Here is a 24,158-nt window from a genome sequence, read left to right on the forward strand (position 1 = left end):
ATGTTCCTCCTATTTTTACGGTACTGTACTATCATACCGGAATAATTAATATTAAAAATGCAACATATGCCCCAATTTTGAATGCTTGGTTTTTAAATAGTTTTCGTTCGCTTCTTTTGTTGGCATTTGGAGTGGCACACGGTCCACTACCTCCAACTCATAGCCTTTTAATCCAGCAATTTTACGAGGGTTATTCGTTAGCAGCTTCATTTGGGAAACCCCAAGATCCCGGAGAATTTGAGCCCCGATTCCATAATCCCTCAAATCTGCGCCAAACCCCAGTTTTTCATTGGCCTCCACTGTATCGTAACCTTGTTCCTGAAGCTTATAGGCTCGCATCTTGTTCAGAAGCCCGATGCCACGCCCCTCTTGCCTCATATAAAGGAGCACACCGTTGCCAGCTTCATCTATTTGTGCCAATGCTGCATGCAACTGCGGTCCGCAGTCACAACGGTTCGAACCAAACACATCTCCTGTCAAGCACTCTGAATGGACGCGAACAAGTGTCGGTTTGTCAGGGCTAATTTCTCCCTTTACCAAGGCCACATGTTCCTTGCCATCAACGATATTGGAATAACCAACGGCTCTAAAATCCCCGAATTCGGTAGGAAGCTTGATTTCCACTTCCCTTTGAACAAGTTTGTCCTTTCGGTTACGATATTGAATTAAATCTTTGATTGTAATCATTTTCAAGTCAAACTTATCGGCAATCTTCCTAAGTTCGGGAACACGCGCCATAGATCCGTCTTCGTTCATTATTTCACAGATCACTCCGGCTGGGGAGGATCCGCTCATTTGAGCCAGGTCTACCGCAGCTTCTGTATGTCCTGCCCTTCTTAAGACCCCACCCTTTTTTGCCACAAGCGGAAAAATGTGTCCAGGGCGTTTGAAATCTCCTGCTTTTGATGTTGATGATAACAGTTCCAGTATGGTGGTAGAACGTTCAAATGCAGAAATACCCGTTGTCGTCGAAATATGGTCAATACTTACAGTAAATGCGGTTCCATGTGAGTCCGTATTGTGGTTCACCATTGGAACTAGGTCCAATTTTTCTGCAAGCTCCTCCTGAACGGGAACACAAATCAATCCACGCCCATGAGTGGCCATGAAATTCACGACAGAAGGAGTTGTCTTTTCTGCAAGGGAAACAAAGTCCCCTTCATTTTCCCTGTCCTCATCATCACAAACGATGATGACCTTGCCTTCCTGAAGGTCTGCTAATGCTTCTTCAATCGAATTAAAAATTCCACTCATCGTCCTCACCTCACCTTATTTAAATCCATGCTCTTCTAAAAATGATGCTGACATACCGGACTTAGGAGATGAACCTACATGTTGATTATGTTGCTTCAACAGATGGTCCATATATTTTGCCAGCATGTCCACTTCAATATTTACGGTATCTCCTTTACCTTTTCCTCCAAGAATGGTTTCATTCAATGTGTGTGGAATGAGTGATATGGTAAAGCTATGATCCGATACGCCAAATATCGTTAAACTGGTACCGTCTACTGTAACCGACCCCTTCAACATCAAGTAGCGTGAAAGATCAGCATTTACCGTGATGGTATAGTAGACAGCGTTTGCCACCCTTTTTTTATCGTGAATGATACCTGTTCCATCGACATGTCCACTTACAAAATGCCCGCCAAATCTACCATTTGCTATCATGGCCCGTTCGAGGTTTACTTTAGAACCTGCATTCAAAGACTGTAAGGAAGTTGCACGAACCGTTTCAGGCATGACATCCACTGTAAAGCGGTTCGCCGAGAAAGTTGTAACAGTCAAACACACACCGTTGACAGCGATACTGTCCCCGAGCTTTACATCTTTTAATACCTTCTGAGCTTCTATCTCTAATATTATTGCCTGGTCACCCCTAATGATTTGTTTGATTGTTCCTATTTCTTCAATGATTCCCGTAAACAAGTGCTCATTCCTCCTTCCCGTTTAATATAGGTACCGAGACAATCTTCAAGTCCTTACCAACTTGCGTACATTCTTTTATTTCCAGATCGACAGTTTCTGCCATCGTTGCAAAACCCTCCCCACCTATTAACGTCGGAGCGTCATTTCCTCCGATTAACTTAGGTGCAATATAGGTTATGACCTGATTGATGGCTTTTTCTTTAAGGAAACTGCCATTTACCGTGGATCCGCCTTCCACAAATAACGACGTGACCCCTTCCTCTCCCAACAAAGATAAGAGTGGTACAATGTCCACTTTCAGCGAAGGTAGAGAAAGGACCCTTACTCCATCTTTGTTCTGAAGAGCTTTTTCTTTTTCCACATCCGGTTTTGCGCCAGTAATGATCCAAGTCGGTGCCTCTCCATCTGTAACCACCTTTGCATGCAATGGTGTACGCAACTGAGTGTCCAAAATAATTCTTATCGGATTTTTTCCACCGTTCGGTAGTCTGGTTGTCAGGCTCGGATTATCGGCTAGCACCGTACCCACCCCGACTAGGATCGCATCGTGTTGATGCCGGTACTGATGGACATCCAAGCGTGCTTCCGCTCCTGTAATCCACTTGCTCTCAAATGTATGAGTTGCCGTTTTACCGTCCAAGCTTGCAGCCGTTTTCAACGTCACATAAGGCTGATTCGTCTTTAAGTAGTGAAAAAACACTTTATTTAAAGCTAGTGCTTCTTCCTGACATATTCCCAAGTCCACCTCTATACCGGCTTTGCGGAGCTTTTCAATTCCTTTTCCTGCTACCAGAGGATTGGGATCGACTGATGCAATGACTACTCTATTCACTTCGGATTGGATGAGCAAATCCGAGCATGGGGGAGTTTTACCATAATGACTACAAGGTTCCAAAGTGACATAAACAGTCGAACCTTTTGTTTTATTGGACCCTGCCATCTTGATGGCATTTACTTCCGCGTGTGATTCGCCTGCTTTAAGATGTGCACCAAATCCAACAATCTCCCCGTCTTTTACAACGACTGACCCTACCACTGGGTTAGGAGAGGTCTGGCCTGTTGCACGTTTTGCAAGATCTATTGCAAATTTCATATAGTATTGATCGTCCAATGTGGCCCCTCCTTTTTACTTAGGCTCTTATTTCATTGTTTGTTGCTATCCACTAGTAAAAAGTCGGCAATTGGACTTTTTACTGCTTACATACTCCAAAATAGGCAGATAATAATTTTATTACAACAAGGAAAAGAGCAGGACAGTATGGAATATAACGTTTGATACAAAATACGAAAAATCAACAAAGTTTACAAAAAATAGCCTTTACATATAAAAAAACCTCTAAGAATTTGGCCTTAGAGGTTTGGTGGATTAAAATTGCGTATAGGAAAATAAACAGTGTACTGATATTAATTTTACACTGCTTGCAATCTATAATCCTTCTCCCATCCAGACTTTCACTGTCGGCCCTGGAGTTGCACCAGATCCACCGCTTTTCTTTATCAAGAAAACCGGGTCACGGACTAAGAAGCACTTGGCTTCATCACCGCCGGTAGGGAATTTCACCCACCCCCGAAGGACATTCATATGTAGTTGTCTTTCATTATTATTTTAGCATATCTTCACAATAAGTAAAATTTAAAGTTTCAGATAAGTATGTCATACGATGAAAAACCAGTAGATTAGCCCCCAAATCAGGGACATCGTTAGCAATACACCGAGTAATATCCAATTCTTTTTGTTCAATGTAATTCCCTGCTTCCTTCTCGTAGTAAAAGGCTCTTTTCGTAAACTTGGTTGCTTTTTCGTATGGATACATCAACCGTTGTTTCCCTTGCTGTCGTGCTCTTTTCCTTACTGTACTTAAGATACTACTTGTACCTTTTAGAGTAAGTAAGCAGTAAAAAGTCCAATTTCTGACTTTTTACAAGTGAATAGCATCAATCTTTGAGAAAAGAGCGTAGTAAAAAAAGAGAGAGCATCTCTGCTCCCGCTTTTGGCCTTATTCAGCGTCCGTTACTTCCACTTTCTCCATAACATCGCCATTTTTCATGTTTCTAGCAGTCTCTAAACCGGAAGTCACTTTACCGAAGACCGTATGAACTCCGTTCAAGTGTGGTTGAGGTTGATGAACGATGAAGAATTGGCTAGAACCAGTGTCTCTTCCAGCGTGTGCCATGGATAAGCTTCCCGCTTCATGATTATGTGGGTTTCCTTCTGTTTCACACTTGATCGTAGTTCCGCTTCCGCCTGCACCCGTACCAGTCGGGTCTCCACCTTGGCTTACGAAACCAGGGATAACACGGTGGAAAGTTACACCATTGTAAAACCCTTCGTTCGCTAATTTTTCAAAGTTAGCAACCGTATTAGGTGCTTCGTTTGGATAAAGTTCGAATTCAATCTTCTCGCCATTTTCCATTAGTATGTATCCTGTTTTTGCCATTATGAACATCTCCTTTGTAATAAATTGAACCAGTTTTTATCATACATGAAATCAAGTTGAAAAGGAAGTAAGATGACGGATGGATTTCCTGTTGATTAAACCACCCACCTTTAATACAATCAAAAAGCCCATCTCCAAGGAGAATGGACTCGTTTCTTCCAACTAGATTATTTTACAATCTTGCTTTTCGCTTGATATGGCAGATCCAATCTCACAAGATCTTCAAACGTTTCACGTCTAATGACTAACTGAGCCTCACCATCTTCTACGAACACCACTGCCGGTTTGGTAATCCTATTGTAGTTGTTGGCCATTGCATATCCGTACGCTCCAGTACAGAATACTGCCAGATAGTCTTCATGGTTGGCTTTTGGTAAAGGAAGGTCCCAAATGAGCATATCACCGGATTCGCAGCATTTTCCTGCTATGGAAACCTTGTCGTCTGCTTCCTCTTTTACTCTGTTTGCAAGTACTGCTTCATATTTAGCCTGATAGAGAGCAGGTCTGATATTATCCGTCATGCCACCATCAATTGCCAAGTAATGTCTTATGTTCGGTATCTCTTTTTTCGATCCTACTGAATAGATGGTTGTGCCGGCATCCCCTACTAAAGAACGGCCTGGCTCAATCCAGATCTCCGGCATCTTCAATCCATGGCCGGCAACAAAAGATTGTACATCGGAAATGATTTCTTCTACATAGACCGAGGCAGGAAGAGGATTATCTTCGGCTGTATAACGGATCCCGAACCCTCCACCTAGGTTTACCACACGTGCTTCAAATCCATCCTGCTCGTTCCATTCCTTTAATGTTTCAAAAAGTTTCCCTGCTGCAAGCTTAAATCCGGTTGTTTCAAAGATTTGGGAACCGATATGGCAGTGAACCCCCAATAAGTCCAAATGAGGTGCCGTTGAGGCTATTTGCATCGCTTCATGCGCCTGGCCGCTTTGCAAATCAAATCCAAACTTGGAATCTTCCTGACCTGTTAAAATATAATCATGTGTATGCGCATTGATACCTGGCGTAACTCGAAGGAGAATCGGCATAACATAGCCTTGGTTCTCGCAAACCTCCTGTAGAAGCTTCAGTTCCAGAAAGTTATCGACTACCACACAACCAATTTTCTTCTTCACTGCCATTTCTAGCTCCTCAACGCTCTTGTTATTGCCATGGAAATGGATGCGTTCTACGGGAAAATCTGCAATTAAAGCGGTATAAAGCTCTCCTCCTGACACTACATCCAGAGATAAGCCCTCCTCTTTAACCAATTGAAACATGGCAACAGAAGAAAAAGCTTTACTTGCGTAAGCTACCTGAGCTTTTACACCTAAGTTTTTAAAAGTTTTCTGAAAATCACGTGCACGCTCTCTTATTAGCGCCACATCATATACATAGAGTGGAGTGCCGTATTCGGTCGCCAACTCGATCGTGTCGACTCCTCCTATTTCCAAATGTCCTTTTGCGTTCACTTTACTGGTTCCATGAAAATACATCTGCCGTTTCCCCTTACGCTTTTAGTTTATATGTAGCTCTATTATATACCATATTCCCTACTAGAGAGATGTGGATGTGTTCTAGCCCCTGTTTACAAAATTTAAGCAAAAAACAGCTAAACAGAATCTTTAGCTGTTCATATAAATCACTTTCATTCTGCACTTGATTAAACTAAACTCTATCACATCTAACCCCCTCTATCAAGCGAATATTCTTACTAGTTTGTTATTGTGGCTGCCTGAATCGATTCCTTGGATGGACGATACTTGGCCGTATTTTAGCCCCTGGTGTACTTCTGCGAATCATAATCATAAAGAGAGCCTTAGGACTGAATGGTATTAACGGCCATAAGTATGGTGTGTTTAAGGATCGTGTCCCTGCAAGGAACAACACAAAGATTGTCACACCAACAACCAGTCCAGGCACATGGAATAAAGCAACCACTATCAACAGTAACAGCCGGACTATTTTATTGGCCACACTTAATTCATAACTTGGCGTAGTGAACGACCCAATGGCCGCAACAGCCACATATAGAATGACTTCCGGAACAAACAGTCCTACATCAATAGCGATTTGACCGATTAAAACAGCAGCAATCAGACCCATCGCGGTTGACAACGCAGTAGGGGTGTGGATGGCTGCCAACCTCAGAAACTCTATCCCGATATCAGCTAAAAAGATTTGAAACACGATTGGTATATTTGATTCTTCATTTGGTCCGACAAAACCGATTTGCTCTGGTAATAGACTTGGTTCTAGAACCATGAGGAACCATAGGGGCAAAAGGAATAAAGATGCAAATATACCTAAAAAGCGAACCCATCGGACAAACGTACCAACCGCTGGAGATTGACGGTACTCTTCCACATGCTGAACGTGGTGAAAGAAGGTGGTAGGCGTGATGATGACACTTGGCGATGTATCCACCATGACAACGACATGGCCTTCTAATAGATGGGTCGCTGCGATATCTGGCCTCTCCGTGTACCGTACGAGCGGAAACGGGTTGAAGCCCTGCTTGACGATGAACTCTTCCACTGTTTTATCTGCCATCGTCAATCCATCTATGTCGATGTTCTTGGTTTCTTTTCGAATAATATCCACCAAATCGGGATCAGCAACATCTTTTATGTATGCAAGACATATGTCAGTTTTAGAACGTTCTCCGACTTGGAAAATTTCATAACGAAGTCTCTCATCCCTGATTCTACGGCGTGTTAACGCTGTGTTGACAATGATGTTCTCCACATAGCCATCACGTGCTCCACGCACCACTTTTTCTGTGTCAGGTTCTTCAGGATTTCGACCAGGATAGGAACGGGTATCAATCACATATCCGCTATCTTCCCCTTCAAGCAAAATGACGATCAGACCACTTAGCACCTGGTCAACCACTTCATCCATGTATTCAATGCTGTTAACCTGTTGGTTTACCAAGCGGTTATGGACAATTTCTTTCACTTTGTATGATTTCTTTTCGAAATCATTGATATGAAGTAATTCTTCCATGATTTCAATGATGAACATCGTATCGCATAGTCCATTTACATAATAGATATTCAGCTCTCTTCCAAGTACGGTGATTTTCCTTACCCCAAGGTCAAAGCTTACATCCAGTCCGACTTCATCTTTGAAGAATTGTTCATTAATCGTCAGCTTCGGTGATATTGGTACTTTTTCCATTCCATTGTGAGACATCGTACCCATTCCTCTCTAAAATGATTTCGACCGCTTTGCTCGTAATGGGAGCTCCTCGACTTACATCATCTTTCCGTGCCATTTTGCCAATATCGCCAATTCCGACAATGAGCGGAAAGTGTAATTCATCTAAACAATACACGGTGTCACCGTTTATTCTTCCAATATCCATTTCTTGTATTCCACTTTTATCGACTCCATGAGAAGAGACTTGAAGATCACGATCCACGGTGACATGGACCTTGGTCCATTCGGACTGATGAGTCTTGGATGCAACCGCGATAACACCCAACACATCCGTCTGTGGGTGGGTGGCTACGTATCTCAAAGCGCGCTCCCCTGCCCCTTCCCCAAGGAAGCCACTATCATCAAACATGACAAAAACGGGTTCACTTTTCGCCATTAATATGAGCTTCACCAGTTCTTCCCCACTTAGCAGAGTAGGATTGCCGAATGAAGCCGAAATGCATCTACCTCCATAATGCTTGGCTACAAGTTGTATTGTTTTTTTGGCATATACATCTCCATCAGTAATCAAAATGACCCGTTTTTTTTGCATGAGTATCTACCCTTTCGGCTTAAAGATAAGTGCTACGATAAAGGCAAAAAGAATAGCAGCCGATATCCCTGCAGAGGTTAATTCAAATATCCCCATCCCTATCCCGATAAAGCCATGTTTTTCAGATTGATGCATGGCACCGTGTAATAAAGAATGACCGAAGCTTGTAATCGGAACGGTTGCACCGGCTCCAGCAAAGTCGATTAGCTTGTCATATATCCCGAAGCCATCCAGAACGGCTCCCGCCACCACAAAACTACTCATGACATGTGCAGGGGTAAGCTTAGCGAAGTCCATTAGTAGCTGGCCAATCACACAAATCAATCCACCGACCACGAATGCTATTAGATATTCCATCTACTCCACCCTCTCTAACACGACACCATGGGCAATGGTCGGAATTGATTCGTTTTGTTGAATCATCGTTGGACTCAGCAATGCACCTGTTGCCACAACCAACACCCTGTTCATCATGCCTGTTTTCAACTCATTGATGATGTGAGAATAAGTGACGACTGCACAGCAGCCACATCCGCTTCCTCCCGCAAAAACCTCTTGGTCTGGCCTGAAAATCATCAATCCACAATCACTGTGTTTAACCGTAATATCATACCCTTCTTCCTTCAACAGCTCTTTCAAAATCGGACTGCCCACTCCGGAGAGATCCCCGGTAACGATCAGATCGTAGTGATCAGGGTTGACATTCAAATCCTGAAAGTGTGCCTGTATGGTATCTGCAGCAGCTGGCGCCATCGCAGATCCCATATCAAAAGGGTCTGTGATACCAAGGTCGATCACTCTCCCAATGGTTGCTGATGTAATTTTGATTGGACTTGGTTCCCTACTGACAAGGGCCGTTCCCGATCCGGTAACCGTGAAGGTGGCTGAATCGGGTTTTTGACCGCCATACTCTGTTGGATAACGAAATTGACGTTCCGCCGTTGCATTATGGCTACTAGTGGATGCCAATACCCTGTTGGCAAATCCGGCATCCACTAGCGCCGCACCCATCGCCAGCGTCTCCATCGAGGTGGAGCAGGCACCAAACATACATAGAAAAGGAATTTGGTGATGCCGTGCCACATAATTGGCTGTCACATTCTGGTTCAGCAAGTCACCGGCTAGGAATAAATCAATGTCCTTGTATGACAGGTTCTCTTTCTCCAAGCAGGATTGGATGGACTGCTCCATCAGTCTCCTTTCCGCAAGCTCCCAGTTGTCCTCACCACAATGAAGCTCCTGGTATGTCTTATCAAACAACTCTCCAAGAGGACCATCCGCCTCTTTTGGCCCTACCGCTGTTCCAGTTGAACGGATATAGATTGGATTTTCGAATAGCCAGCTTTGTTTTCCAATAAGTCGCATTTCCTCTCCCCCTAACCAGTAAAACTCATATTGAGAAGATATCTAATCATTCCTACCAGGTATGCGGCTACCACACCGAATACAATGACACTTCCTGCAAGCTTAAACATATTTGTGGCAACACCAAGGACAATTCCCTCACTTCGATGCTCCATGGCGGCGCTTGTCATAGAATTGGCAAATCCAGTAACTGGTACTGCAGAACCCGCACCGGCAAATTGACCAAGCTTGTCGTAAATGCCAAATCCGGTAAGAAGGGCAGAAAGGAGGATTAGGGTGCCAACGGTAGGATTACCTACATTTTTTTCCGAAAAGTTGAAAACATTCATATAGAAATTTTGAATGCCCTGTCCGATCAGGCAAATAAGCCCCCCCACAAGAAATGCTTTTACACAGTTAACAACATAAGGGGGTTTAGGTTGGAATTTTTTTATGTTTTTTTTATAATCGTCTTTTAGCTTTTCTCCCATTTTTATCTCTCCTCCATTTACAAATTTACGAACACAAGCCAATGATAAAGGGAACCGACAATCTTACCGAGCACGATAGCCATCAAAAGAATGACCATCTGTCCATCCACTCCAATACGCTTTGCCAAAATCGGCAATACATTAAGTACTTCCGTCAATGCTGCAGCCAAAAGACCAATAAACACCCCACAAAAAAGGCCAATTGGGATAGCTAGAAAAGAAGGAAGATGAAAGGCAACACTATTCAAACTGATCCAGCTCCCGAATAAGGCCCCACCAATCACTCCCCACTCATATCCGTACACAAACTTTGTAGTTTTGGTCAGTTGAGTGAGCCTTGGGATGATTCCGAGAACCGTTAAAAAAGCAACGAAGCCAGAACCAACTGCAAGACCACCAGCCAACCCCAGAAAAACGACGAATACTATATTAATTGTCATCAATTTTCTTCGAGCTCTCCTTGTTTTCATGCATAATCACATACTGATCAAGATCTTGTTGATAATTGAACATTTCCACTTCAAGTGGGCTAGGCTCTTCGTTAATGCGCTTCCTGAACACATGATTAAAAAATAGAATCATCCCGAGCCCTAAACCTATAGAGTATGGAATCTGGAGGAGTAATGGTTTCTCATCCTCAAGCCCGGTAATAGTCTTGAATATTTTCTGATGGACGATACGCATACTTACATCCTCATGGAAATTCATGATGGCAAGCGCTGCACCAAGAAAAAGCAATATCCAGACCGCAACAAAAAATATAGGCCTAAATCTCTTCTTCTTGTACACGATTTCCACGATGGTTTGAGCAGGACCAAAGGTTTGGATATCGAGATCTTCCCCGACTTTTCGGATTTCTTTAATGATCCGCATCACATCGAGCACCACAATGGATTTATCGCTCATATTCACTTGATGAATGGCAATGCTGCGTACCTGTTCAATAATTTCAGTGTCTGCGACAAGCTGCGCAACATCCTCCAATTTTATCGTTTGATTTGGACGAGCTTGTATCCGATGACGAAGGCGAACGTACAGCGGTTTATCCATCTTCCAAACACATCCTGCCAAAAGATATTGTATAGGTAGTATGGATTAATGGGAGTTTTACCATGCAAAGGAAAAAAGAACACCAAGAATTACCACGTCTCCAAACAAAAAAACCGTATGGACATCATTCATCCATACGGTCTTTCATCTGATGCAATATTTTCTTTTCCAATCGGCTCACCTGCACCTGGGATATACCAAGACGCTGTGCGACCTCTGTTTGAGTCTGGTCCTTATAGTACCGCAAATACACAATCAACTTTTCTCGTTCATCAAGTTCTTCAATTGCCTCTTTCAAGGCTATTTTATCGAACCAGCGATGTTCAGAATGGTCAGCGATCTGATCCAAGAGCGTAATAGGGTCTCCATCATTTTCATAGACGGTTTCGTGGATGGATGAAGGTGCACGTGCCGCTTCTTGTGCAAGTACGACTTCCTCCGCTGTAATCTCCAGGAACTCCGCTATTTCGTTGACGGTTGGTACTCTGCCATATCTTTTGGACAATTCATCTTTGGCTTTCCTGATTTTGTTCGCCACTTCTTTTAATGAGCGGCTCACCTTTACACTTCCGTCGTCCCGGATAAATCGCTGAATTTCACCGATAATCATTGGAACTGCGTAGGTGGAAAATTTCACATCATATGACAGGTCGAACTTATCCACAGATTTCAATAGGCCTATGCAACCTATCTGGAACAGATCGTCCGGCTCATAGCCTCTGTTCATAAAGCGCTGAACGACAGACCAGACAAGCCTCATATTCTTTTGGACTATCGTATCTCTCGCTTCTTGTTCACCGGACTGGCTTCTTTTTATCAGTTCTTTCACTTCATGATCTTTTAAGTATGTTTGTGCTTGGTTCTTGACCTCGACATCCATAGGCTTAGCTCCTTAATTACAAAGCGCTTTGCTCTTAGCTAAATACTTGGTCATACGGATTGAGGTGCCTGTTTCTCTTGATGAATGAATTTCTACGTAATCCATAAAGTTTTCCATGATGGTAAACCCCATACCAGAACGCTCGAGCTCAGGCTTAGTAGTGTATAACGGCTGTCTAGCTTCCTCTACATCATCAATTCCCATACCTTCATCTTTAATGGTGATATGGACAGCTCCGTCCTCTAATTCGACAGAGATGTAAACAGTGGCTTTAGGGTCGTTGTCATAACCATGAATAATGGCATTTGTCACTGCCTCTGATACAACTGTCTTAATTTCAGTCAACTCATCCATGGTCGGATCCAATTGCATGATGAAAGCCGCTACAGTTACCCTTGCGAACGATTCATTTTGGCTAAGTGCAGAGAATTGCAGGTGCATTTGATTATTCATTATGCCACCCCCAATTTCTGCAGGGCATTTTGTTCGCTTTCTTCAAGACGGATAATCTTGAACAATCCTGACATTTCAAAAAGTCGTTTAACTGCTGGTGAAATGGAACAAACCACCATTTCTCCACCGTTATTCTTAATTTGCTTGTACCGGCCAAGTATGACCCCAAGTCCCGAGCTGTCCATAAAGGATAATTGCTCCAAATTCAAAATAATATGTGAAATCTGGTGCTTTTCAATAATGGCTGTGGCTTGATTTCGCAAGTTTTCAGCTGTATGGTGATCCAATTCTCCTGCTAAACGAACACAAAGAACATTCTGTTTGACTTCTAAATCAACGGTAAGACTCACTGCACTTTCCCCCTTGTGGAAACTTTGTTCAGTGAGTCAATTTCTATATTTAAATTCGGAATTCCTGCCTAAAGACAAAACTAGTGTTAATTCGCTAAAATCCATTGTTCTAAAAAGCTACTATAGTTTCTGTGTTATGATTAATCTAGTTTTGAAAAGTGGCCCATGGACCGTTTAAATAATTGCCACCAGCTAGCATCCATGCTGTCTTTTCCAGCAACAAGGTCGCTTTGCGACAGTACTTTTCCGTCTTTTTTCAGGACGAGGACGCCAACTTTATCTCCTTTTTTAACAGGAGCCTTCACGTTTTCGTCGACAGTGATCTGTTTTTCCACATTATCAATATTTTCACCTTTTTTCGTTAGAACGGAAATCGGTTCGCTTGTAACGGCGTCCACTTCTTTTTCAGAACCTTTACTGATATCAACCTTCGCTACCGCTTCGTTTCTTTCATACATCGGGTGCGTTTTAAATTGACTAAAAGCAAAATCAAGCATATTAGTGATTTGTGCATTTCGATCTTTCGGTGTTGGAGCTCCAAACACAACAGCAATGACACGCATATTGTCTTTTTTTGCCGTTGCTGTCAAACAATACTTAGCTTCTTGCGTAAAACCGGTTTTAACACCGTCCACTCCAGGATAGAACCTTACTAGCTTATTTGTATTGACCAGCCAGAACTTCTTATCCGTATTTTGTCGAAGATAGTCCTCGTATTGACCTGTATATTTGGTGATGCCCTCATATTTAAGTAATTCCTTTGCCATTACCGCCATATCATTTGCAGTACTATAATGGTCTTTTGCAGGCAATCCAGTAGGGTTTTGGAAGTTAGTGTTTTTAAGCCCCAGATCCTTTACTTTTGCATTCATCATCTCAACAAATGCTGCTTCAGAACCCGCAATACGCTCAGCCATCGCGACAGAGGCATCGTTCCCTGAAGCTATCGCGATACCACGCAACATTTCATCCGTAGTCATTTCTTCACCAGGCTCAAGGAAAATCTGCGATCCTCCCATCGATGCTGCATACTCACTTGTTCTGATTTTCTCATCCCACGTCAATTCACCTTTATCAAGGGCTTCCATTATCAATAGCATTGTCATGATTTTCGTCATACTCGCCGGCGGCAATTTTTCGTGTCCGTTTTTCTCATACAACACCTGGCCAGTATCTCGTTCAATTAAAATAGCAGATCTTGCATTCTCTGTAAGTTGAACACCTTTTTCTTCCGCCCCTACAACAGGACTAAATGCGGAAAAAGTAAAAGCAATTGCAATTATTGCGGTTATAAACTTTTTCATCCTTAGACCTCCAATCATATTCCATACTTCACATTTTTTCCAAAAAGATTGGTTTTATACTAAGTTTTGGAAGTGGAGGTAAATTATTTAACAAAGAATACAAAAAAAAGCCCCACCACTAAGGCAGGACTATCTCTAAACCATTCATTACTATTCAGAAATCGTATCGTAAACAAGCGGTGGAACTTTTACATCCCCTTTTTCCACTTTAATACTCTCATACAATGCTTCTTTTACTTTTGTAAGATCTTCTTGGTTACTGTGGATCGTAGCAAGTGATTCTCCAGCTTCCACTTTGTCTCCAATCTTCTTGCGAAGGACAATACCTACTGCCAGATCGATCTCGGAGTCTTTAGTCGCTCGGCCTGCCCCCAGGAGCATAGCTGCAGTACCAACAGAGTCAGCTACAATCTCAGAAACCACACCAGCTTCTTTTGCTTCAAGCTCAACCACATGTTTAGCTTGAGGTAACTTCTCTGGATTATCAACAACTGAAGCATCTCCCCCTTGAGCTTCCAAGAAAGTCTTCAGGGTTTCAATTGCTGCTCCAGAACGGATAACTTCTTCCAGCATACCGCGCGCTTCTTCTAATGTAGAAGCCTTTTCTGCTAAAAGAACCATGTAGCTACCTAGCTCCAGGCATAACTCTTCCAAATCTTTAGGACCCTTGCCACGTAACGTGTCGATTGCCTCCTTGATTTCCAAAGCGTTACCGATCGCAAAGCCAAGCGGTTGGCTCATATCAGAGATAACAGCCATTGTTCTACGTCCTACGTTGTTCCCGATATCCACCATGGCTTTTGCAAGCTTTTTCGCTTCTTCCAAGTCTTTCATAAATGCGCCGGCACCAGTTTTCACGTCCAATACAATGGCGTCTGCTCCAGCGGCAATCTTTTTACTCATGATGGAACTTGCAATCAACGGGATGCTGTTTACAGTTGCTGTCACATCACGCAGTGCATAAAGCTTTTTGTCCGCAGGAGTAAGGTTTCCACTCTGTCCGATAACGGCTACTTTATTTTTGTTTACATAGTCAATGAATTCCTGATTGTCGATTTCTACGTGGAAGCCAGGAACTGACTCAAGCTTGTCAATTGTTCCACCTGTGTGACCAAGGCCGCGTCCGCTCATTTTAGCAACAGGTACACCAACAGCTGCTACTAGTGGAGCAAGTACTAATGTTGTTGTGTCCCCAACCCCGCCTGTACTGTGCTTGTCTACCTTAATTCCTTCGATTGCAGAAAGATCAATCGTGTCACCGGAGTGAACCATTGCCATTGTCAAGTCTGCGCGCTCTTGATCGCTCATTCCTTGGAAGAAAATCGCCATGGAAAATGCGCTCATCTGATAGTCAGGAATGGATCCGTCTGTAAATCCTTTGACGATGAATTGAATTTCATCGGTTGCTAATTCTTTTCCGTCTCGCTTCTTTTGAATAAGGTCTACCATTCTCATCCCGAAACACCTCTTATTTTCTTTAAAATAGACTGCAATTGACGCATCTGTTGATTTCCGGGCTTTGCTTTCCGAGGGGCGAAGCTTAAGCCTCCTCACAACTCTTCAGGGGTCTCAACCAACCGATGGAGTCTTTGCCCTCTGCTAAATTCAACAGCTGAAATATTCTATATTAACCTTGAAATAAACATTTGAAAAAATAACTTACATCCCTTTTACAATTGTTTTTACGAATTGAAGGAAGTTTGCTTTTACCATTTCTGTTGTTTCCATTACTTCGTCGTGAGTTAATGGTTGGTCAAGGATACCTGCTGCCATGTTTGAAATACAAGAGATTCCAAGCACCTTCATCCCACTATGACGAGCAACGATAACTTCAGGTACAGTGGACATTCCCACCGCGTCCCCACCAAGTGTACGAAGCATTCTTACTTCTGCAGGTGTTTCATAAGAAGGACCAGTGTTCCCAACGTATACACCCTCTTGAACTTTTAGGCCGATTTCTGCCGCAACGTTTTTAGCCAATTTGCGCAATTCTTTGCAATATGGCTCTGACATATCTGGGAAACGTGCTCCAAGCTCATTGTTGTTTGGTCCGATCAGTGGATTAGTTCCCATGTTGTTGATGTGGTCGGATAGGATCATCAAATCTCCTGCTTCAAAACTTTCATTGACACCACCAGCAGCATTGGTAACAATTAATTTTTCTACACCCAAATATTTCATAACACGAACTGGAAATGTCACCTTATCCATTGCATAGCCTTCATAGAAGTGGAAGCGTCCTTGCATCGCGATGACCGTTTTTCCTTCCAATGTACCGATGACCAGCTGTCCTGCATGCCCTTCCACTGTGGAAACAGGGAACTCAGGTATCTCTTTGTAAGGAATTACTGTTGGATTTTGGATTTCTTCCGCCAAGACACCTAGTCCTGACCCAAGGATAAGACCGATTTCCGGTTTGTTTGATAATTTTGCATTTATATAATCAGCAGATTTTTTGATAGCTTCTAAATTCATGATTACGCTCCTCCTAGTTTAAGTCTTGTAAAAAGCTTTTTCCGTGCTTTGGCATTCTTGTATTAAAGTTGTCTGCAATCGTAGCGCCGATATCGGCAAATGTTTTACGGATATCCAACTGTTTTCCTTCTTTATGTTGAGGTGAGTACACCAATAACGGAACATATTCACGAGTATGATCTGTACCAGGTGCCGTTGGATCGTTTCCGTGGTCGGCTGTGATGATCAAAAGGTCTTGTTCTTGAAGGTTCGCAAACACTTCAGGGAGTCGCGCATCATACTCCTCCAAGGCCTTTCCGTATCCTTCCGGGTCCCTTCTATGTCCAAAAACCGCATCAAAATCAACCAGATTCAAAAAACTTATTCCTGTGAAATCCATTGCAGTCGTTTCCACCAATTTATCCATTCCATCCATATTAGATACGGTGCGAAGAGATTGAGTGACCCCTTCTCCGTCATAGATATCCGATATCTTCCCGATGGAAATGACATCATAACCGCTATCCTTAAGTTCATTCATGACCGTACGTTCGAATGGTTTTAAGGCATAGTCATGACGATTGGATGTACGTTTCCAGTTGCCTGCTTCCCCAATGAAAGGACGCGCAATGATACGGCCTACCATATATTTTTCATCCAATGTCAACTCACGTGCAATTTTACAGATGTCATACAATTCTTCAATTGGAACGACGCCTTCATGTGCTGCAATCTGAAGCACGGAATCTGCAGATGTATAGACAATCAATGCCCCTGTATCAACGTGTTCCTGGCCAAGCTGATCAAGGATTTCCGTTCCGCTCGCAGGGATGTTTCCAATAATTTTGCGACCAGTCCGCTCTTCCAGTTCCTGAATTAACTCATCAGGGAATCCGTCAGGGAATACACGGAAAGGTGTATCAATCCTCAATCCCATAATCTCCCAGTGGCCAGTCATGGTGTCTTTGCCGCTTGATGCTTCTTCCATTTTCGTATAATGAGCAAGTGGGTTTTGTGCTTTTGGTACACCCTTTACTTCTTTAATATTACTTAGACCGAGCTTCGCCATATTCGGCATGTTTAACCCGTTCATATGTTCCGCAATATGACCTAATGTATCGGCACCTTTGTCACCGAATTTTTCTGCATCAGGTGCCTCACCGATCCCAACAGAATCCATCACGACAAGGAACACCCTTTTATATGTATAAGAACTCATTTCGTAACCTCCTACAAACTATCGATCTCGGTTTACCTCTTGTATTTTCCCCTTTTTTAAAGAGGATAGTCATACATGTGTATACTTCTAATTGTCAGAAGTCTGACCTCTAATCCCAGTATAAACAAGCGCTTTCAATCTTGCAATTAAAATGATAAAAAAAGACTGTTCAGATAGTTTGAACAGCCTCTTCCACTACCGCAAACAGAACTGAATCTATGCTCTTGGGTGAAACATGGAATAAACATCCTTCATGCGGGTTTTTGTTACATGAGTGTATATTTGGGTGGTGGAGATATCGGCATGTCCTAACATCTCCTGAACTGCGCGAAGGTCCGCTCCATTTTCCAGTAGATGTGTGGCAAAGGAATGCCTTAATGTGTGCGGAGTCAGCTCTTTTTCGATCCCAGCTTCTTTCGTCAACTTCTTCAAAATTTTCCAGAAGCCTTGTCGCGTCAAGCGATTTCCATAAAGGTTAACAAATAAAGCATCTGGACTTTTCTTTTTGGTTAATTGATTCCGACTTTCTTCTATATAAGAAACTAAGGCATTCTGAGCCATTTTCCCCAACGGAATGATTCTTTCTTTATTACCTTTTCCGATACATCTTACAAACCCCATCGTCATATGAACGTCGCTAAGATTCAGGGATATAAGCTCCGATACACGCATACCAGTTGCATACAGAAGTTCCAACATTGCTTTATCCCGGATTCCAAATACCTTGGAGGTGTCTGGGACTTCCAGTAAGGCCTGTACCTCTTCCACCGACATTACCTGTGGAAGTTTCTGCTCCTGCTTCGGCCGGTCGATATGTACGGTTGGATCCTGTGTTGTAACTTTCTCCCTAAGCAGGAACTGATGAAACGAACGAATGGAGGCAATATGCCTGGCTATCGTTTTGGACGATTTTCCTTTATCTGTGAGGAATTTCAAGAACTGAATGATGGTGGCACGAGTTACCTCGTCCAAGGATGATACCTCTTCCACCTTATTTAAATAGAGAAGATAGGATTTCAAGTCACGCTCATAAGACACCACCGTGTTCGTTGCAAGTCCCTTTTCCACTACCAAGAAATGAATAAAATCTTTTAATTGATCCTGCAATACCCTCTACTCCCCGTAATGATAGAAGAACACTAAGCGCTGCAACCAGCCCTCGTCCCTTCCCTCCACCATTTTTGTCACTTTCACCGCCGCACCCTCCGGTTCATCATAGCGGTGATAATTCTGATACTCTTGATTGATCCACATGATTCCATAGTAGAATAAAACCGTGCAGCCCGTAAATAAAATGAAGACTTTAAATGTATTATAGCATGAATCGATGATACTCTTCATGAAAGTCGACCTCCAATTGTACAAGTTTCCCTTATACTTGTCTTATTAGAAGGTATGACAAAATAATGAAGATTTATACCTTTTAAATTCATGTTATGTGGAAAATAAAAAAACCTTTTCCATAATGGTTGGAAAAGGTTTATGTATTTTCTTCTTCTGTTGAACTTTCCGGCTCCTGGCATCGGTGACAAATGCCGTGAAAGGTCAATCGGTGATCTTTAATTTTAAAGTTCCAATCGCGTTCTACTATCGCCTCTACATCTTCCAACAAATCATCCTGGATTTCATCTACCGCTCCACACTCGATACAAACCAAGTGATGGTGGAAATGCTTGGCTCCCTCTTGACGAAGGTCGTATCTTGATACTCCGTCACCAAAATTTATTTTATCGACAATTTTAAGTTCAGTTAGTAGTTCCAATGTACGGTATACCGTAGCTAGTCCAATCTCAGGTGATTTTTCTTTTACGAGGAGGTAGACATCTTCCGCACTTAAATGATCCTCTTCATGTTCTAGCAACACACGGACCGTTGATTCCCTTTGAGGAGTCAGCTTATAGCTAGCGGAGTGCAGCAGTTTTTTTATGCGATCTATCCTGGTTTCCATCTTTCGTTCCCTCCCTCGCTTTACCTTTTTATTTTATCGAAAGGGGGGGAAACTGTCAAAGAAAAAAATAATGATTATAAACAAGTGTAGATAATCATTATCATATAAGTATCAATCTAATATAGAAATAACTGATTTCATAAACACCGGTGATACTAACGCTTCGATTAGTGATGCTGCCACAAGCAATAAACAGATGAAGCCCATCGCCATGCTGTACCTGATGAATTGCTGAAAAAATGGTTCCGAAATCCTTTTCACGAACTGTTGCCTTATCATTTTCAAGGAAAAAGCCACCGCCAAAGTCCCAATGATAATATAAGCCGGAATGGCAATCATGTTCTGTGGAAGGATAGCCACAAATGATAAAAGGAACCCTTTCCAGCTAAGCTGGTTCACAAGAAAGCCAACCGTGAATCCCACTACAACCCCTTTAAGGAATAGCAAGATCAAGATCACCGGAAGCCCGATAATAGAAATACCAAGCACCCACATAAGTAGAACATATTTTATATTGTGAAAATAGCTTTGAAAGAAAATATCCTTTGAATTTGCGAATTGCCCTTCTTCCACTTGTCCAAAAAAACGGCTCAGGTACACAAATAGGTCCTGTTTTTGCGAAAAATTCATGCTATTGACCACAATGGCCCCGAATATCACTCCCATAAAAAAAAGTACGACTATAAACAGATATAGAGAGGAGTGTTCTTTTAAATGCCCTAGTAAAATAGTAAACCGCGACTGTTTTTTCATCCCTCTTCCTCCTATCACTCACTTAGTAGATTGTATGATAGAGGTGAGGAAGTATGACTCTTGAGAGGGAGAAATTTTTTCGGACTTTTCCTTTCCGGAGGAGTCATTGACAACTCATGGGTAGTATTCTCATTCTTCACTTATTCGACCAAATCGACCTCCCCCGCCGGCTTTAAAAGCCAATTTTCCACTTCTGGCAGCCACAATCAGACTCGCGACCTTTTCACCGACAACTGCCACTAATTCTTCGTAGCTTGCTTCATGCAATATCCCCATCTCTGTTCCAAAGACTCCTCTTAATTTCGCTAAGGTTTTGGGCCCCACCCCTGGTATGAAATCCAACGGCACCTGATGGATATACGGTGGACGAGTTCTTCCGGGGGCGTTCCTATCAGCAAGCTCCGAAATCCGATCGGAAACCCCTTTTATGAATTTGGCATGACCACACACATTACATGCATCCATCCCTTGTAAAGAGTGAGAAAAACACTTTTCACAAACCGTCGTAAAATACTTTCCAAGCTGGGGACTCAGACCATAATTAGCCACCACTCTTCTCCCTTCCTCTTCCTTCAAAGCCAGTCGCAACTCCTCGAAACTCGGCTCCTTCATCCTCACCCTTTGGTACTCCCTCGCAATTTTTCCTACAGAATGAGCATCAGAATTAGAAAGGAAGGCATACATCGCTAGTTCCCCCAACCTCTCTGCCATAGAGGTGTCGGAACTTAAACCAAGTTCCACCGCATCAATCAGTTCTGGTTCGAACACCTCGCTCAAGCTCCCTTTCACACCCTTTCCATACAAACTTTTAAAAGGTGTAAAAACATGGGCTGGTATAAATAAACCGCCCAACCTTTTTACCTCACGCTGAATTTCAGTTGCATTTTCATAAACCCGTTGAGTGGACAACGTCACATTTTTCATGCGCTTACTTAGCCAGTTTGAGAATTCTACCATTTTCTCCACTGTCTTCATATAACATAGTGCGTGAATCATACCTTGGCAATTCTCATCAAAAATTTCTATTTCCACTCCTAAAATAAGTGTTAAGTCACCAATCCGGATTCCGCCATCTGATAACTCCGAAACCTCACCAGAAGCCAGAGAATTCCTTAGACTTACCAATACCTCTGGCACTTGACAATCGATAACTCCGATCATATCCAACCCTTTTCGAAAGCGCGCTTCGTCCAAAACAGCCTCCAATGTCAACTTATTGGAGGCTGTGATTTTGACCGGTCTGCCACTGGCAGTACGTCCTAGATGTATATGTAAGTCCACAAAATATTCCTTCATGACCCTTCCCTACTTTCGAATCAACGTCTGCAATTGCAAATACTGCACCGCATAGGCCGTTTTTGCATCATAGATCTCCTTCTTTTCAATAAGATCCATCGCTTCTTCCAATGAAACTTCCAAAAGGTCTACAAACTCATCTTCATCTAAATGATGTTCTTCGGAATCTTTTCTCAACCCCTTTGCAATGAATAAGTGAACCAATTCATCTGCAAATCCCGGGGAGGTGTAAAAAGAAATCAATGGTTCCAACTCCTCACAGGTGTACCCTGTCTCTTCCTGAAGTTCCCTTTTGGCCGTCACTACCGGCTCCTCTCCCTTTTCAAGCTTGCCAGCAGGAATTTCAACCAATGCCCGCTCCATCGCTTTTCTGTATTGGCGGACCATGACAATTTTATTATCAGCCGTTACCGCAATAACCGCCACTGCCCCTGGGTGTTTAATTATTTCCCTCTTACTGGTTTTACCGTTCGGGAGTTCAACGTCCTCCATATACAAATCAATGATTCTTCCTGAAAATAATTTTTCACGATGTAAAGTTTTTTCTTTTAAATGATCCATCCTGACCGCTCCTTGTTCTGTTGTCTTGCACTTCTTCATACATTCTACCATACAGGGGATGGGAGGAAGCAAAATGAAGGTCTATGTTCGTCCACACAATATCATTTTGGTGGGAAAAGCTTGGGAAATCAGAAACAAACTTCAGGAAGCTGCTCTTCATCATGTATATGTTACAACCTGGATCAATGCTTTAAAAGATGGTATTGATAAGCACCATTGTTAGTTAACATAAATTTAAAAGGTAATCATTTGTAGAATGCCCCCTCTTTTAGGTAAAATAGCCAAAAAGGAGGGCTTTTTTTGATACCTAAAAAGCAACTTGGAACATCCGAGTTATATGTAAGCCAGCTTGGACTTGGCTGTATGTCTCTTGGAACGGAAGAAAAGAAAGCGACAGAAATTGTAAAGAAAGCCCTGGACCTTGGGATCAATTATCTTGATACAGCCGATCTCTACGATTTTGGGAAAAATGAAGAAATAGTGGGGAAGGCTCTAAAGGGACAGCGGGAAAAAGTCATTCTTGCCACCAAAGTTGGAAACAGTTGGACTTCTGGTAAGGAAGGGTGGGAATGGGATCCCAGCAAAGAACATATCCTCTCTGCAGTAAAAGACAGCTTACATAGACTGCAAACCGACTATATCGACCTGTATCAGCTTCACGGAGGGACGATTGATGACCCGACTGACGAGACCATTGAAGCATTCGAGGAATTAAAAAAAGGCGGATATATACGTGAATATGGAATATCCTCTATCAGACCCAATGTGATAAAGAGATTTGTCGAAAGATCATCCATTGTTTCTGTCATGATGCAATATAGCATGCTTGATACACGCCCAGAAGAATGGCTGGATTACTTGCATGAAAACAAAATCAGTGTGATTGCTCGAGGCCCATTGGCAAAAGGATTACTGTCAGAGCGTGGGCTTGAAAAGCTACAGGATAAATTCAATGGAAAAAGCTACCTTGATTATAGCAATGAAGACCTCTCTGCACTTTTGCCTAAGCTCACACAACTATCTGGTGAAAAACCGCTTCAATCGTCCGCTTTCCATTATTGCCTGACACACCCGGCAGTTGCCGCAGTTATCCCTGGCGCAAGTTCCCTTGGTCAATTAGAGGCAAATGTCAGTGCCATCTACGAACAAGGGCTGTCGGAGGATGATTACAAAGTATATAAAGAGCTTTTGAAACAGTCTATTTATGAAACACATCGAGGCTAAGCAGTTCCCTAATAGGGAAACTGCTTTTAGTGTGTAGACAAAGTTAATTATTATTCAATATGATGAGATTCTCGTGTTGATCGTAGTGAAAGGCGCGAAGACTCCCGCGGGAGGAAGGGACAGGGAAGACCCCGCAGGGCGTAAGCCCGAGGAGGCTTCCGGACCGCCCGCAGGAAAGCGAAGCGCCTGGAACGAAGATCAACAGTTACTTTTAAATCTTAAAATATATAAGGTTTGTCAACAGTCAGTCTGTAAGCAGTGTCCCTAATAGGGATACTGCTTTTACTTTATTTAAAATAAGGAGTTAGGAAGAGCAATAAATTGAAACTTTTTCCATACTAAAACGTATAGTAAATGACTCATTCTTTGGAAGGAGGAGGATATATGAAAAAATACATTATTACATTATTGCTTGTATTAGCAATTGAAATTGGTATTCTCTTTGGAATTTCCACATACTTTGACTTCAACCTGTTAAGCACCATGTTTTTTGGTTCACTCTTCTTTGTCTTCATTGCATTCTTCACAAGCTCGTCCGGAGATATTTTCACCAAAAATTCCGAAGCAGCAGTATTAGACTCCATGGCTGGCAGATATACCCCTAAGCATACAACACCTACTCTAAGAATAGGACCATTCTTACTAGGATCTATGCTTTGTGTGGGAGTATACTTTGGAATGACAATTTTCATGGGCTAGATTTCACCAAT

Annotated in this window: 29 protein-coding genes and 1 riboswitch; of the genes, 3 read left to right on the plus strand and 26 right to left on the minus strand. The window is 42.6% G+C overall.

What is annotated here, in order from left to right:
- Positions 1-51: 51 nt before the first annotated feature.
- From MKY77_RS14470 to MKY77_RS14595, 26 genes are all read right to left on the minus strand, one after another.
- Entirely contained in the window at positions 52-1,245 is a 1,194-nt protein-coding gene (locus MKY77_RS14470) for a bifunctional 3,4-dihydroxy-2-butanone-4-phosphate synthase/GTP cyclohydrolase II (protein ID WP_339149827.1), read from the minus strand.
- Between the two features lie 24 nt (positions 1,246-1,269).
- Positions 1,270-1,929 (minus strand): riboflavin synthase, encoded by a 660-nt coding sequence (gene ribE / locus MKY77_RS14475; protein ID WP_339146554.1) that lies wholly within the window; start codon positions 1,927-1,929, stop codon positions 1,270-1,272.
- A gap of 4 nt (positions 1,930-1,933) precedes the next feature.
- Complete coding sequence (gene ribD / locus MKY77_RS14480; protein ID WP_339146555.1) at positions 1,934-3,040, minus strand: bifunctional diaminohydroxyphosphoribosylaminopyrimidine deaminase/5-amino-6-(5-phosphoribosylamino)uracil reductase RibD; 1,107 nt, start codon at positions 3,038-3,040, stop codon at positions 1,934-1,936.
- 317 nt (positions 3,041-3,357) lie between these two features.
- Positions 3,358-3,508: riboswitch (FMN riboswitch) on the minus strand.
- Positions 3,509-3,530: 22 nt separating this feature from the next.
- On the minus strand, positions 3,531-3,746 hold the full coding sequence (locus MKY77_RS14485; protein WP_342515365.1) for a hypothetical protein: 216 nt from the start codon (positions 3,744-3,746) through the stop codon (positions 3,531-3,533).
- A gap of 180 nt (positions 3,747-3,926) precedes the next feature.
- Positions 3,927-4,367 (minus strand): peptidylprolyl isomerase, encoded by a 441-nt coding sequence (locus MKY77_RS14490; protein ID WP_223489689.1) that lies wholly within the window; start codon positions 4,365-4,367, stop codon positions 3,927-3,929.
- Positions 4,368-4,534: 167 nt separating this feature from the next.
- Positions 4,535-5,860 (minus strand): diaminopimelate decarboxylase, encoded by a 1,326-nt coding sequence (gene lysA, locus MKY77_RS14495; protein WP_339146556.1) that lies wholly within the window; start codon positions 5,858-5,860, stop codon positions 4,535-4,537.
- Between the two features lie 226 nt (positions 5,861-6,086).
- Entirely contained in the window at positions 6,087-7,547 is a 1,461-nt protein-coding gene (locus MKY77_RS14500; RefSeq protein ID WP_342515366.1) for a spore germination protein, read from the minus strand.
- Positions 7,510-8,121: a stage V sporulation protein AE gene (locus MKY77_RS14505; protein WP_339146558.1), complete on the minus strand. Its 612-nt coding sequence runs from the start codon at positions 8,119-8,121 to the stop codon at positions 7,510-7,512. Before MKY77_RS14505 ends, MKY77_RS14500 begins: the two co-directional genes overlap by 38 nt.
- Positions 8,122-8,127: 6 nt before the next feature.
- Complete coding sequence (gene spoVAE, locus MKY77_RS14510) at positions 8,128-8,478, minus strand: stage V sporulation protein AE (protein WP_339146559.1); 351 nt, start codon at positions 8,476-8,478, stop codon at positions 8,128-8,130.
- Positions 8,479-9,486 (minus strand): stage V sporulation protein AD, encoded by a 1,008-nt coding sequence (spoVAD, locus tag MKY77_RS14515; protein ID WP_339146560.1) that lies wholly within the window; start codon positions 9,484-9,486, stop codon positions 8,479-8,481.
- Positions 9,487-9,497: 11 nt separating this feature from the next.
- The gene (gene spoVAC, locus MKY77_RS14520) at positions 9,498-9,956 is read right to left on the minus strand and encodes a stage V sporulation protein AC (RefSeq protein ID WP_339146561.1); all 459 of its coding nucleotides are present in this window, start codon (positions 9,954-9,956) and stop codon (positions 9,498-9,500) included.
- A gap of 17 nt (positions 9,957-9,973) precedes the next feature.
- Positions 9,974-10,396, minus strand: a complete 423-nt coding sequence (locus MKY77_RS14525) for a stage V sporulation protein AB (protein WP_339149828.1) — start codon at positions 10,394-10,396, stop codon at positions 9,974-9,976.
- Positions 10,386-11,006 (minus strand): stage V sporulation protein AA, encoded by a 621-nt coding sequence (locus tag MKY77_RS14530; RefSeq protein WP_339146562.1) that lies wholly within the window; start codon positions 11,004-11,006, stop codon positions 10,386-10,388. Before MKY77_RS14530 ends, MKY77_RS14525 begins: the two co-directional genes overlap by 11 nt.
- A 124-nt stretch (positions 11,007-11,130) precedes the next feature.
- Positions 11,131-11,886: an RNA polymerase sporulation sigma factor SigF gene (sigF, locus tag MKY77_RS14535; RefSeq protein ID WP_339146563.1), complete on the minus strand. Its 756-nt coding sequence runs from the start codon at positions 11,884-11,886 to the stop codon at positions 11,131-11,133.
- Positions 11,887-11,898: 12 nt separating this feature from the next.
- Entirely contained in the window at positions 11,899-12,339 is a 441-nt protein-coding gene (gene spoIIAB, locus MKY77_RS14540; RefSeq protein ID WP_063560592.1) for an anti-sigma F factor, read from the minus strand.
- Positions 12,339-12,689: an anti-sigma F factor antagonist gene (spoIIAA, locus tag MKY77_RS14545; RefSeq protein ID WP_063560591.1), complete on the minus strand. Its 351-nt coding sequence runs from the start codon at positions 12,687-12,689 to the stop codon at positions 12,339-12,341. Before spoIIAA ends, spoIIAB begins: the two co-directional genes overlap by 1 nt.
- 140 nt (positions 12,690-12,829) lie before the next feature.
- Entirely contained in the window at positions 12,830-13,993 is a 1,164-nt protein-coding gene (locus MKY77_RS14550; protein ID WP_339146564.1) for a D-alanyl-D-alanine carboxypeptidase family protein, read from the minus strand.
- Between the two features lie 150 nt (positions 13,994-14,143).
- Positions 14,144-15,448, minus strand: coding sequence for a pyrimidine-nucleoside phosphorylase (locus MKY77_RS14555; protein ID WP_339146565.1), 1,305 nt, complete (start codon positions 15,446-15,448; stop codon positions 14,144-14,146).
- Positions 15,449-15,652: 204 nt separating this feature from the next.
- Positions 15,653-16,468 carry a purine-nucleoside phosphorylase gene (locus MKY77_RS14560; protein WP_339146566.1) on the minus strand — a complete coding sequence of 272 codons (816 nt, stop codon included), beginning with the start codon at positions 16,466-16,468 and terminating at the stop codon, positions 15,653-15,655.
- A 13-nt stretch (positions 16,469-16,481) separates the two neighbouring features.
- Positions 16,482-17,666 carry a phosphopentomutase gene (deoB, locus tag MKY77_RS14565; RefSeq protein ID WP_339146567.1) on the minus strand — a complete coding sequence of 395 codons (1,185 nt, stop codon included), beginning with the start codon at positions 17,664-17,666 and terminating at the stop codon, positions 16,482-16,484.
- 216 nt (positions 17,667-17,882) lie between these two features.
- The gene (gene xerD / locus MKY77_RS14570) at positions 17,883-18,773 is read right to left on the minus strand and encodes a site-specific tyrosine recombinase XerD (RefSeq protein WP_339146568.1); all 891 of its coding nucleotides are present in this window, start codon (positions 18,771-18,773) and stop codon (positions 17,883-17,885) included.
- A gap of 6 nt (positions 18,774-18,779) precedes the next feature.
- On the minus strand, positions 18,780-19,007 hold the full coding sequence (locus MKY77_RS14575) for a YqzK family protein (protein WP_339146569.1): 228 nt from the start codon (positions 19,005-19,007) through the stop codon (positions 18,780-18,782).
- 139 nt (positions 19,008-19,146) lie between these two features.
- Positions 19,147-19,614: a Fur family transcriptional regulator gene (locus tag MKY77_RS14580; protein ID WP_339146570.1), complete on the minus strand. Its 468-nt coding sequence runs from the start codon at positions 19,612-19,614 to the stop codon at positions 19,147-19,149.
- A gap of 111 nt (positions 19,615-19,725) precedes the next feature.
- Positions 19,726-20,367: a stage II sporulation protein M gene (gene spoIIM / locus MKY77_RS14585; RefSeq protein ID WP_339146571.1), complete on the minus strand. Its 642-nt coding sequence runs from the start codon at positions 20,365-20,367 to the stop codon at positions 19,726-19,728.
- 129 nt (positions 20,368-20,496) lie between these two features.
- Positions 20,497-21,663, minus strand: a complete 1,167-nt coding sequence (locus MKY77_RS14590) for an endonuclease Q family protein (RefSeq protein WP_339146572.1) — start codon at positions 21,661-21,663, stop codon at positions 20,497-20,499.
- Between the two features lie 9 nt (positions 21,664-21,672).
- Positions 21,673-22,224, minus strand: a complete 552-nt coding sequence (locus MKY77_RS14595) for an NUDIX hydrolase (RefSeq protein ID WP_339146573.1) — start codon at positions 22,222-22,224, stop codon at positions 21,673-21,675.
- Between the two features lie 73 nt (positions 22,225-22,297).
- Here MKY77_RS14595 and mciZ point away from each other — a divergent pair, with 73 nt between their 5' ends.
- The 3 genes from mciZ (at position 22,298) to MKY77_RS14610 (ending at position 24,147) form a co-directional block, all read left to right on the plus strand.
- On the plus strand, positions 22,298-22,447 hold the full coding sequence (gene mciZ / locus MKY77_RS14600) for a Z-ring formation inhibitor MciZ (RefSeq protein WP_339146574.1): 150 nt from the start codon (positions 22,298-22,300) through the stop codon (positions 22,445-22,447).
- An 80-nt stretch (positions 22,448-22,527) separates the two neighbouring features.
- The gene (locus tag MKY77_RS14605) at positions 22,528-23,448 is read left to right on the plus strand and encodes an aldo/keto reductase (protein ID WP_339149829.1); all 921 of its coding nucleotides are present in this window, start codon (positions 22,528-22,530) and stop codon (positions 23,446-23,448) included.
- Between the two features lie 384 nt (positions 23,449-23,832).
- Positions 23,833-24,147 carry a hypothetical protein gene (locus tag MKY77_RS14610; protein WP_339146575.1) on the plus strand — a complete coding sequence of 105 codons (315 nt, stop codon included), beginning with the start codon at positions 23,833-23,835 and terminating at the stop codon, positions 24,145-24,147.
- The last annotated feature ends 11 nt before the right edge of the window (positions 24,148-24,158 follow it).

Source organism: Sutcliffiella sp. FSL R7-0096, assembly GCF_038595065.1.
Classification (GTDB): domain Bacteria; phylum Bacillota; class Bacilli; order Bacillales; family Bacillaceae_I; genus Sutcliffiella_A.

Coding starts and splice junctions, on each gene's coding strand:
- MKY77_RS14490 (WP_223489689.1), bottom strand. CDS start 4,367: ATGGCAAAAACAGGATACATACTAATGGAAAATGGCGAGAAGATTGAA.
- lysA (WP_339146556.1), bottom strand. CDS start 5,860: ATGTATTTTCATGGAACCAGTAAAGTGAACGCAAAAGGACATTTGGAA.
- MKY77_RS14500 (WP_342515366.1), bottom strand. CDS start 7,547: ATGGAAAAAGTACCAATATCACCGAAGCTGACGATTAATGAACAATTC.
- MKY77_RS14505 (WP_339146558.1), bottom strand. CDS start 8,121: ATGCAAAAAAAACGGGTCATTTTGATTACTGATGGAGATGTATATGCC.
- spoVAE (WP_339146559.1), bottom strand. CDS start 8,478: ATGGAATATCTAATAGCATTCGTGGTCGGTGGATTGATTTGTGTGATT.
- spoVAD (WP_339146560.1), bottom strand. CDS start 9,486: ATGCGACTTATTGGAAAACAAAGCTGGCTATTCGAAAATCCAATCTAT.
- spoVAC (WP_339146561.1), bottom strand. CDS start 9,956: ATGGGAGAAAAGCTAAAAGACGATTATAAAAAAAACATAAAAAAATTC.
- MKY77_RS14525 (WP_339149828.1), bottom strand. CDS start 10,396: ATGACAATTAATATAGTATTCGTCGTTTTTCTGGGGTTGGCTGGTGGT.
- MKY77_RS14530 (WP_339146562.1), bottom strand. CDS start 11,006: ATGGATAAACCGCTGTACGTTCGCCTTCGTCATCGGATACAAGCTCGT.
- sigF (WP_339146563.1), bottom strand. CDS start 11,886: ATGGATGTCGAGGTCAAGAACCAAGCACAAACATACTTAAAAGATCAT.
- spoIIAB (WP_063560592.1), bottom strand. CDS start 12,339: ATGAATAATCAAATGCACCTGCAATTCTCTGCACTTAGCCAAAATGAA.
- MKY77_RS14550 (WP_339146564.1), bottom strand. CDS start 13,993: ATGAAAAAGTTTATAACCGCAATAATTGCAATTGCTTTTACTTTTTCC.
- MKY77_RS14555 (WP_339146565.1), bottom strand. CDS start 15,448: ATGAGAATGGTAGACCTTATTCAAAAGAAGCGAGACGGAAAAGAATTA.
- MKY77_RS14560 (WP_339146566.1), bottom strand. CDS start 16,468: ATGAATTTAGAAGCTATCAAAAAATCTGCTGATTATATAAATGCAAAA.
- deoB (WP_339146567.1), bottom strand. CDS start 17,666: ATGAGTTCTTATACATATAAAAGGGTGTTCCTTGTCGTGATGGATTCT.
- MKY77_RS14575 (WP_339146569.1), bottom strand. CDS start 19,007: ATGAAGAGTATCATCGATTCATGCTATAATACATTTAAAGTCTTCATT.
- MKY77_RS14580 (WP_339146570.1), bottom strand. CDS start 19,614: ATGGAAACCAGGATAGATCGCATAAAAAAACTGCTGCACTCCGCTAGC.
- spoIIM (WP_339146571.1), bottom strand. CDS start 20,367: ATGAAAAAACAGTCGCGGTTTACTATTTTACTAGGGCATTTAAAAGAA.
- MKY77_RS14590 (WP_339146572.1), bottom strand. CDS start 21,663: ATGAAGGAATATTTTGTGGACTTACATATACATCTAGGACGTACTGCC.
- MKY77_RS14595 (WP_339146573.1), bottom strand. CDS start 22,224: ATGGATCATTTAAAAGAAAAAACTTTACATCGTGAAAAATTATTTTCA.
- mciZ (WP_339146574.1), top strand. CDS start 22,298: ATGAAGGTCTATGTTCGTCCACACAATATCATTTTGGTGGGAAAAGCT.
- MKY77_RS14610 (WP_339146575.1), top strand. CDS start 23,833: ATGAAAAAATACATTATTACATTATTGCTTGTATTAGCAATTGAAATT.